The 10106-nt window shown below is 32.7% G+C and carries 6 protein-coding genes; 5 read left to right on the plus strand and 1 reads right to left on the minus strand.

The features are described from left to right. From ACKI5C_RS07820 to ACKI5C_RS07840, 5 genes are all read left to right on the plus strand, one after another. Positions 1–1642, plus strand: a 1642-nt coding sequence (locus tag ACKI5C_RS07820; protein ID WP_407432599.1) for a hypothetical protein, incomplete at its 5' end; no start/stop codon positions are given. Positions 1643–1929: 287 nt separating this feature from the next. Further along, positions 1930–3225, plus strand: a complete 1296-nt coding sequence (hisS, locus tag ACKI5C_RS07825; protein ID WP_407432600.1) for a histidine--tRNA ligase — start codon at positions 1930–1932, stop codon at positions 3223–3225. A 2-nt stretch (positions 3226–3227) separates the two neighbouring features. Further along, positions 3228–3635 (plus strand): phosphoribosyl-AMP cyclohydrolase, encoded by a 408-nt coding sequence (hisI, locus tag ACKI5C_RS07830; RefSeq protein ID WP_407432601.1) that lies wholly within the window; start codon positions 3228–3230, stop codon positions 3633–3635. A 1-nt stretch (position 3636) separates the two neighbouring features. Next, complete coding sequence (locus ACKI5C_RS07835; RefSeq protein WP_407432602.1) at positions 3637–5475, plus strand: PINc/VapC family ATPase; 1839 nt, start codon at positions 3637–3639, stop codon at positions 5473–5475. 5 nt (positions 5476–5480) lie between these two features. Further along, positions 5481–6227, plus strand: coding sequence for a sugar phosphate isomerase/epimerase family protein (locus ACKI5C_RS07840; RefSeq protein WP_407432603.1), 747 nt, complete (start codon positions 5481–5483; stop codon positions 6225–6227). Positions 6228–6266: 39 nt separating this feature from the next. On the opposite strand, the gene ACKI5C_RS07845 is transcribed toward ACKI5C_RS07840, so the two are convergent. Further along, complete coding sequence (locus ACKI5C_RS07845; protein WP_407432604.1) at positions 6267–9809, minus strand: hypothetical protein; 3543 nt, start codon at positions 9807–9809, stop codon at positions 6267–6269. Positions 9810–10106: the final 297 nt, after the last annotated feature.

A 10106-nucleotide genomic window follows, 5' to 3' on the forward strand; every position in this document is an offset into this window, starting at 1 on the left:
CATCCCAATTATGCCAAATATAAAAGATATGCCAAAAATAGGTGAAATCACTATTGGTCCTGTTATATCCTCAACACATACCGACATGAGTGCTGTTTACTGGATAGGAAACAACGGTTTAATTGACAACTGCATATTCACTGGCAACACCGCAATAAACGGCGGAGCAATAACCTGGAAAGGAAATAATGGAATCATTAACAACACATTATTCATAAACAATACAGCACAGGGCATAGCTGGCGCCATTTATATGGCTGGAGAAAACAATATAATAAGCAACTGTAATTTTACAAACAGTATCTCCCTATTAACTAGAGAAGCCATTTATCTAGATCCCGGACGAAAAAACATCACCGCCAAAAACTTAAACTCAAACGAATTACCCCTTATTGACGGAAAAAAAATCAATATTTGTGCAGATGACCTGCTCATTACAAACTGGATTGATATTAGCCCATTTGAAAATGACAGACAAGTCGACATTGTCCCATTATTATATAAAGCCATTGCTTTAGGTGGCGTAAATTACCTGGCAGACAATAAAACATCATATTTCTGCTCCTACAATAGCACTATTGGAGATTTCGTATTAAACATAGATATGAAAGGTGATGGAGAATATTCAGGAATTGACTACATCAGACAATTCTCATTCACAAAAATAATATACTTTAACCAAGTTTTCACAGCCGCATATCAAACAAATTACAAAACATCCACCACACAAATAGGAACAGTATATATCAATAATGCTGATGACTATGCAAAATTATTGGCAAAGAAAAACTATCCAAAATTCTTTTCAAAAAAGGAAGATGAAATCCGCGAATTAAACATCATATTTACAGATAAATTATCCATCAACTCCAACAGCTGCCTTAATCTGGATGCAACAGGCTGCGACATAATAACCCTCTACGGAAACGACTCATCAATCATGGCAAAAAATGAAGTTAGAAATGAAGACAAATGGATAACCAACACTAAAACCATTTTCATTGCATCCAACATCCAAGTAGGCGGATTCAACACCGCAATAGAAAACAAAGGCGGTACAGTTTTCTTAAACTACGTGAAATTACACGACAACAAAATGGATTATTACTTTGATCCTGATTGGGGAGCAGCAATACTAAACACAGGATACTGCGTATGTAACAACTGCAGTTTCATCAACAATTACTGCTCCAAAGGAGGAGCAATCTTCAACTACGGAAGACTGGAACTCAACAACTGCACATTTAAAGGAAACTATGCATATCAGGATGGAGACAATATCTTAAATGTAGGCGAAGGTATTGTCATATATAACGGAAATAAAATAGTCCACGGAAACTACGGCCCAATTATCTATAAAGAAAGTGTAGATACCACATTAGGTGCAGTACTTATTTGTGTATCCGGATTGACAGCAGTTGTACTAGTTATGGGTGGAATTATTGCATCAATAATAACAGGGAACCCGATTATAGCTGTTGTTTGTATTGGTGCAGCTATAACCATATTTGGTGTTAGTGCTGCTATTTATGTACCATATTATAATACACGAATGGACATTACAAGCCATAATAATCAAAGGTTAAACCCAATAGATATCGTAACCCCAATTTACATAATTGATGAAATCGTTTATAATTAGATTTAGATAATAATATACCATATTATTATCTTTTTTTAATTTTTCACTCAAATTTAAACACCATCAACAAATCAAAAATCAATCATTTAGTTTTGGCAAAAATCTGAAAATTTTTTAGGAAAAATATCCATTTCAAGAACCAGCCAAATGATACCTGGACATTTATCAGAACAAAATATAATATAACATTACATCGATATTATATATTAAGGTATTAAACTAAAATATAATAGAATATACACTTCACATTAATAAAGTTGAGGTAGTTCAATAGAAGGAGAATTGATATGGAATTTATGAGACCTCGAGGTACAAGAGATTTTTTATTTGAAGAGATGGAAGAGAGAAAAAAAGCAGAAAGTACCTTAAGATACATTTTTGAAAATTATGGTTACAGGGAAATTAAAACCCCATTATTTGAAGAATTAAAACTTTTTACAACTAAATCCGGAGAAGAAATTGTCGACCAGTTATATAATTTTAAGGATAAATCTGATCGTGAATTAACATTAAGACCGGAAATTACTGCACCAGTTGCCAGATTATATTTGAATGAACTTGAAAAAACTGCTACAAAACCTATTAAATTATATTATTATGGTAGCTGTTTTAGATATGAAAGACCTCAAAAAGGAAGGTTTAGACAGTTCTGGCAGTTCGGATGTGAATTGATTGGCGCCAAATCTCCTCAAGGCGAAGCCGAAGTTATTGCAATGTGCAGTGATTCAATAGAAGCCCTTGGAATTACAGGTGCTGACGTTAATATCAACCATTTAGGTATTATTCGTGGTTTATTCAAACACTTTGAAGTTGATTCAAAAACCCAAAGGGAACTGATGGTTGTCATTGATAAAGGAGATAAGGATTTATTAATTGAATCTTTAAGCGGAGACAACCCAATCATTTCAAATGATGAACTAAATCAGATTTTACTTAAACTGATAGATTTGGTTGGCGATAAAAGCATTCTTAATGAAGTTGAAGAACTAATTAAAGACTATGAAGAGCCACAGGAAGCATTTAACGAACTAAAAGAATTAGTTGATTTACTAGACTGCTTTAACATGACCAATTATACCCTAAACTTAGGTGTTGCCAGAGGCCTTGATTACTATACCGGAATCGTATTTGAAATTTATGTTGAAGGTCTTGGAGCTCAAAAGCAGGTCTGCGGCGGTGGAACTTACAGTTTAATTAAAGTATTCGGTGGTCAGGAAGTTGAATCAACAGGATTTGCTCTCGGTTTTGACAGATTAATGAATGCTATTGAGGAATTGACTGATAAAGAAGAAACCAAATCACACCTTGATGCATATATTGCACCAATTTCAAATGATGTTAGGCTGAAAGCCTATGAAATAACACAAACCCTTAGAAGATCAGGCATCAGATGTGATGTTGATTTAAACAATAAGAAGTTCAAAAAACTAATGAATTATGCCGATAAAATTAAAGTTCCTAAAATAATCATTATAGGTAAAAATGATTTAGAAGAAAATAAAGTAACAATTAAGGATATGCAAAGCGGTGAGCAGGAATTAGTTGAAATTGAAAATATTGTATCATATTTAAAAGGTGAATGATTATGGAAATTAATTTTAGACATGAAATTAATGGTGAAAATGTAATTACAGCAGTAGCTCAAGATGCTGTGAGTGGTGAAATTTTAATGATAGCTAATATGAATAAAGAAGCTTTGGAAAAAACTATTGAAACGGGAAAAGCTCATTATTGGAGTACATCAAGAAACAAACAATGGCTAAAAGGAGAATCATCCGGACACACTCAGGAAGTTGAAGAAATTATTGTTGACTGCGATATGGATGCAATTGTACTCAAAATCAAACAAAATGGTGCAGCTTGCCACGAAGGCTATTATTCATGCTTTTTCAGAGACTTAGATTTTAAAAATTCACCAGACATTGATGATTTAAAAGATGAAGATTTGAAAATAAATCAGAAAAGAGTTTTTAACCCTGATGAAGTGTATTAAGATGAAAACAATTATACCAGATACAAGTGCCGTTATTATTGGTGCTGTAAGTAAAGTTATAGAAAAAGAAAATCTTGATTATCCGGAAATTATTGTTCCCGAAGCGGTTGTCTGTGAATTAGAACATCAGGCAAATGCAAATAGGCTTGAAGGTATTGCCGGTTTAAATGAATTGCAAAACTTACAGGAATTACAGTATGAAGGAGAGCTTTCAGTTTCATTTAAAGGCAAAAGACCTACCAATTATGATATCAAATATGCAAAAAGTGGTGAAATTGATGCCATAATCAGAGATTTGGCAAAATCTGAATTCGGAACCCTATTGACAAATGACAAAGTTCAGGCCGAAACCGCAAAAGCTCAGGGAATTCCAGTTTATTATTACGAACAGAAATATGTGGAAAAGGAATTGTCAATAGCCAAATTTTTTGATGATGAAACCATGTCTGTTCATTTAAAAGAAAATGTCTGTCCAATGGCAAAAAAAGGAACACCAGGACATATTAACTTTATTAAATTATCTGATGAAGTCTACAATCATGCAAAGCTTAAAGAAATTATTGATGAAATAGTGGATAAGGCTAGAACTGATGCAAAAACATATTTGGAGTCTGTAAAAGAAGGATCAATTGTTGTTCAGTCAAGAGAATACAGGATTTCAATAGCTACACCACCATTTTCAGAAGCAATAGAAATTACAGCAGTCAGACCTGTTGCAGATATTGATTTGGACGAATATCACTTAAGTGATAAATTAATGGACCGGATTAACAATAATGCTGAAGGTATCCTGATATCAGGTTCACCGGGTGCAGGAAAATCAACATTTGTACAGGCTATAGCAAAATATTACTCTGGTGAATTAAATAAAATTGTTAAAACCATGGAATCACCTAGGGATTTACAGCTTCCTGATGAAATAACACAATATGCACCATTGGAAGGAAGTATGGAGAATACTGCTGATGTACTGCTTTTAGTAAGGCCCGATTATACCATCTACGATGAATTGAGAAAGAATCATGACTTCAATATTTTCGCAGACATGCGTCTGGCCGGTGTTGGAATGATTGGTGTTGTACATGCTACAAGACCTATCGATGCCATTCAGCGTATTGCCTCAAGGGTGGAGCTTGGTGTTATCCCATCAATTGTGGACACCAGCATTTATATCGAAGACGGTGAAATCAAAAGCGTTTATGAAACAAAAATGACCGTTAAAGTTCCAAGTGGAATGAAAGAAGCAGATTTGGCAAGACCAGTTATTGAGGTTCGTGACTTTGAAAGCGGAGAGCTGAAAAATGAAATTTACACATATGGTGAACAGACCATAGTAATGGATTTGGATTTAGTTAATAAACCATCGAGCTCAACAGATAAGTCTTCAGTCGATAACATTGCAGAAAATGAAATTTTAAGAAGAATTAAAAGGTTTTTACCTAAAAAATCAAAAGTTGAAGTTGAAGTCATTTCACCGGACCGTGCAAATATTTATCTTCCTGAAAAATTAATTCCAAAGATTATCGGTAAAAACGGTAAAAGAATAGCAGAAATTGAAGAAAAAATTGGAATTTCACTTGGTGTTGAAGTTTTAGAGGAAACGCATAAAAATTCAGACCCCTTTGAAATTGATATAATTCATACAAAAAGACAGCTAATTTTGGACTTGGGTCGTGAAAATGGAAGATCAAACTTTGATGTATTTGTGGGTGGAGAGTATTTACTTACTGCCACAACGTCCAAAAAAGGAGAAATCAGAATAAGAAATAACAATGAAATGGCATATATTATTATTGAAGCCATTGAAATGGGGCTGGAAATAACTGCAGTCAGAAAGTGATTAAAATGAAAATTGGAGCATCAACATTAGCAACATTTAATGACAGTTTAAATGATAGTTTAGAGTTTATAGAAAATTTAGGCATTAAATATGCAGAATTACTGCATCAATATCCTACTGAAGAGTTTGATTTGGATTTATTGAATAGTTTTAATTTGGATTATACAATTCATGCTCCATTCATGGACGTTAATATTGCAGCATTAGGTTCAAAAAGTAGAGCAAGTTCCATTTCCCAAATAAAGGACTCAGTTGATTTGGCAAATAAAATTGATGCCAGCGTTGTTGTTGTGCATCCGGGTTTAATTCCATTTCTTGCTAAAGACATGCCCGAAGAGATTTATAAAGTATCCAATAATTCCATTAAAGAAATCGGAGAATACAGTAAAGACTTAGGCGTTAATACCACCATAGAAAATATGCCTGCATTTGAAAGTATGATTTATCAGGACATGAACAGATTAAATAAAATACTTGTAGAATATGACATGGGAATGACTTTGGATATTGGTCATGCTCACCACTCAGGAATATCTCCAGATGAAATGTATTTTGATTCGATTAAACACATACATGTGCATGATAATATGGGTGATGATGACACACACTTACCATTAGGTGAAGGCAATATTCAATTTAAAGATATCATCACTACTTTTGATAAGAAAAATTATGATGGCATCTACATGATTGAAGTAAATACCAAAGATTCCATTAAAAAAAGTTTGGAATATCTTAAAAACAATTTCTAATTTTTAAAAAAAAATAGTTTAAGAGGTTAAATTAACCTCTTAAGCCGGTTCAATAACAATTTTGTTTGAAATAACGCAGTCATTATACATTGAAGTAATAATGTAAGTATTTGCTGCAGCACTTAATTTAATGTTGAGTGCAGCCCATCCGTCATCATCAGTGGTTCTCTGATAGAATATACCATGTATGTTGAATGTAATATTCTGGCCAGAATATGGATTACCTTGACCGTCATATAGCTGAGCTCTGAATTGATCGGAAGTACCTTGTTTCATGACCAGGTCTTTAGCATACAATATAGGCAATACTTCAATGTTGTTTGCCACACTGCAACCGTTGTACATAGTTGTAATTGTGTAGTTTCCTTGTGCCAAGTTAATATTTAATTTAGCTTGTCCTGATTCGTTGGTTTGGCGAGTGTAGAATACACCATTGATGTTGAAGGTTACGTTTTCACCGGCACCGACAGGATTGCCGTCAGCACCTAAAATGGTAACAACAAATTGTGATTCGTTTCTGAAGTATTTTACCAAATCATTACTTTGGATTAAAGGTAAAACAGTAATGTTATTAGAATGCATTTCACCATTTATAGGATGATATGCAGTAATAATATATTCTCCCTGGTTCAAGTTAATATTTAATTTAGCTTTTCCTTCACTGCCATTTATTTGACGAGTGTAGAATACACCATTAATATTGAATGTTACATTAGTACCTTCTGCCAATGGATTTCCTTGACCGTCAAGGAAAGTAGCATAGTACTGAGTTTCATTTTTAAATGTTTTAACGAGATCATCACCATATACAGTCGGTAAAACTTCAATAGTATTCTCGTTTACAGCTGAAGTAGCGTTTTCCGGATCAAATCTGGTTACAATGTCATATTTTCCAGGATCTAAATTAATAGCAATGCTTGCTGTACCGTTTTCATCAGTTTTTCTCGCATATTCTACACCATTGATGTTAAATTTAATTGTTCCATTAATAAGAGGAATGCCATCAATTGTATGTAATTTTGCAACAAAACGAGTACCATTTTTATAAAACAAAACAACATCTTCAGTATCTATAAAAGCATCATAATCAGGATAGTTATCATGTACTGTAGCATTTCCTGTATAATAAACACTATAATCACCGTAGAGTAATTTAGATACTAATGTATTGAAAGTAACGACAGCATCAGTATCGGTTACATTAACAGTATAACCTTCATTAGCAGTCTTTATATTATTAGCAAAGACAGTAGCATTACCTGCAATAATTTTAATACCAACAGTTTCAGGTTCAAATGAATCTCCTGTAGTAGTGTTTCCTAAATCTAAACCGTTAGCTGTAATAGTATTATTTTCAATATTTAAAACATCAGATTTAGCTGCAATACCTGTGGTTTTATTACCACCAATCAATATAATATTTTGAATAACAGATTCATCATTTCCAGCTAATTCCATACCATAAACAATGTCTGCCTTACCAAAAATGGTATTATTAAAGTAAACTGCATATACTTCATTACCAGACATTGATGAGTAAACAGGATATGAAACAACAGGAGCCTGAGCAGTAATAATGTTATTTCGAACTATACCAGAAGCATTTCCTTCAATATCAACACCGCATGCATAATATTCATCAGAATAAGAATGAATACCATTATTAAAGACATCGAAGTTTTGACCACTAATCAATAATCCGTAAACGTATGAATGACCATCAGCACTAATACTGTTATCATAAATTTTAGCATCGTCACAGGCATCCATATAAACCCCATAGATGGTATCAAAATCACCAGTGACATTATCGTATGAAACATCAATACTGTTTTTAGCAAATTCCAAACCATTCACCGCAGACATCCTAATACCTAAAGAAACAGGAACACCTACCCAATTTCCAGATCCAGCAGGAATTTCCTGCCAGTCCACAGGAGCAGATGGGATTTTAGCTGTAATATCATTATTAGTTATATTGACATTAGTGGAATTTAAAATAAACATAGCATAATTATTAAAAGTACCGTCAGATTTGCCGGAATAAGTAATATTATTATCGCAAATATTAAGGGAATCGGCAATGAAAACAGCAATAGCTGCAGAATCACATAAACCATTATCTAATACAAAAATAGTGTTATTACCTATAGTAATGTTACCTCCTTGAGTAACAATTCCTGCAGCAGTAGACATGATATTATTATCAAAAACTTCTGCTTGTGAACCATAAATATTAATGGCTACAGTGTATGATTCAAATTTATCACCAGTAGAAGAATTGCCTAAATTTTCACCTGATGCAATAATAGTATTATTAGAAATATTTATAACTTTAGATGAAGCGGCAATACCTGTAGTTTTATTACCGGATAAATCAATATAATTACTGAAAACAGATTCATTATTACCGGATAATTCCATACCGTAAACAATATCGGATGAAGCAGCAATATTATTTCCAACATAGACGACATCAACATCTCCATTAGACATTGCAGAGTAAACAGGATATGCAACAGAAGGAGAAGTAACAGCAATATTATTATTTTTGACAGTACCACTAGCATTACCCTCAATATCAATACCATTTGCATAATAAGAAACAGAATCAATATTTAAGGTGTTATTTTCAATGTTAAAGTTTTCTCCACTAATGACCATTCCATAAATGTATGAAAAACCTTCAGCATTAATAGTATTATCAGAAAAATCAACATCCTCACAATTCTTAATATCAAATACGTAAACTGTATCATAGTCAGCTACGCTTAAAATTTCTGTGGAATTTAGGCGAATATTATTTCTTTTAAATGATACGCCATTAGAATCTCTAATTAATACTCCTTCACTTACAGGATTTGCTACCCAATTTCCGGATCCTGCAGGGTCTTCTTTCCATCCGACATCACAGGAAGGAATTTGAATACCAAACTCATTATCTTCAAACACTACATCATCAGATTCGGCAATAGTAACTGCATTGAGTGGAGTGTAACCATCAGTTTTTCCCCAATATAAAATTGAATTATCTGTCACGTTTAAGCCATTAGCGGCATTAGCAAAAATTACACTAGGTGAAGTAGCATTTTCGGACACAAGAGAAAGCCAATTTTCAAAAATTGTAATATCGGATGCATTTACTATAGTGACAGGACTAACACCATAATTTTCAAAAAATATACCGGATAAAATTGAACCGTCACTGCCTTCAATAAATGAAAATGAAGTTTCAAAAATCCATGCTCTTTCAAATCCTAAAATAGTCAAAGGCCTATCAATAATAAAAGTCTTATTTATAATATCTCCATCAATATAGATAGTAGAATCAGCAGAGATATTATCATTCATAGTACCATTCTCATCAAAGTACTGATAATAATTAGTATCATTGATGTGAATTTCATCTACATCAGAGGTTCCATTATCTTGCAATATAATGGGATTATCCTCCAAAGATATAACGTCGTCACTGCCTGCAGAGATAATGTCTACATCATCGGTAGAATTATCTTGTGCACATACAGCACCGACGGAAAATATCATAATTAATAAAATAACTGACAAAAATTTATATTTCATAATTTTTCTCCATTATATTAATAAAATAATAAATAATACTTAAAATTAAAATTATAAGTAAAAAATATTATTCACCTATTTTTTTATAGCTAATAGTAATTAAACATTACCAAAATGAATTATTAAAAGTATGATTAAAAAAAGTCTAATTATCTTAAAAAAAATATAATAAAAAATAGTTTAAGAGGTTAAATTAACCTCTTAAGCCGGTTCAATAACAATTTTGTTTGAAATAACGCAGTCATTATACATTGAAGTAATAATGTAAGTATTTGCTGCAGCACTTAATTTAATGTT

Origin of the sequence: Methanobrevibacter sp. (genome assembly GCF_045646045.1) — an archaeon.
GTDB lineage: Archaea > Methanobacteriota > Methanobacteria > Methanobacteriales > Methanobacteriaceae > Methanocatella.

Coding starts and splice junctions, on each gene's coding strand:
- hisS (WP_407432600.1), top strand. CDS start 1,930: ATGGAATTTATGAGACCTCGAGGTACAAGAGATTTTTTATTTGAAGAG.
- hisI (WP_407432601.1), top strand. CDS start 3,228: ATGGAAATTAATTTTAGACATGAAATTAATGGTGAAAATGTAATTACA.
- ACKI5C_RS07835 (WP_407432602.1), top strand. CDS start 3,637: ATGAAAACAATTATACCAGATACAAGTGCCGTTATTATTGGTGCTGTA.
- ACKI5C_RS07840 (WP_407432603.1), top strand. CDS start 5,481: ATGAAAATTGGAGCATCAACATTAGCAACATTTAATGACAGTTTAAAT.
- ACKI5C_RS07845 (WP_407432604.1), bottom strand. CDS start 9,809: ATGAAATATAAATTTTTGTCAGTTATTTTATTAATTATGATATTTTCC.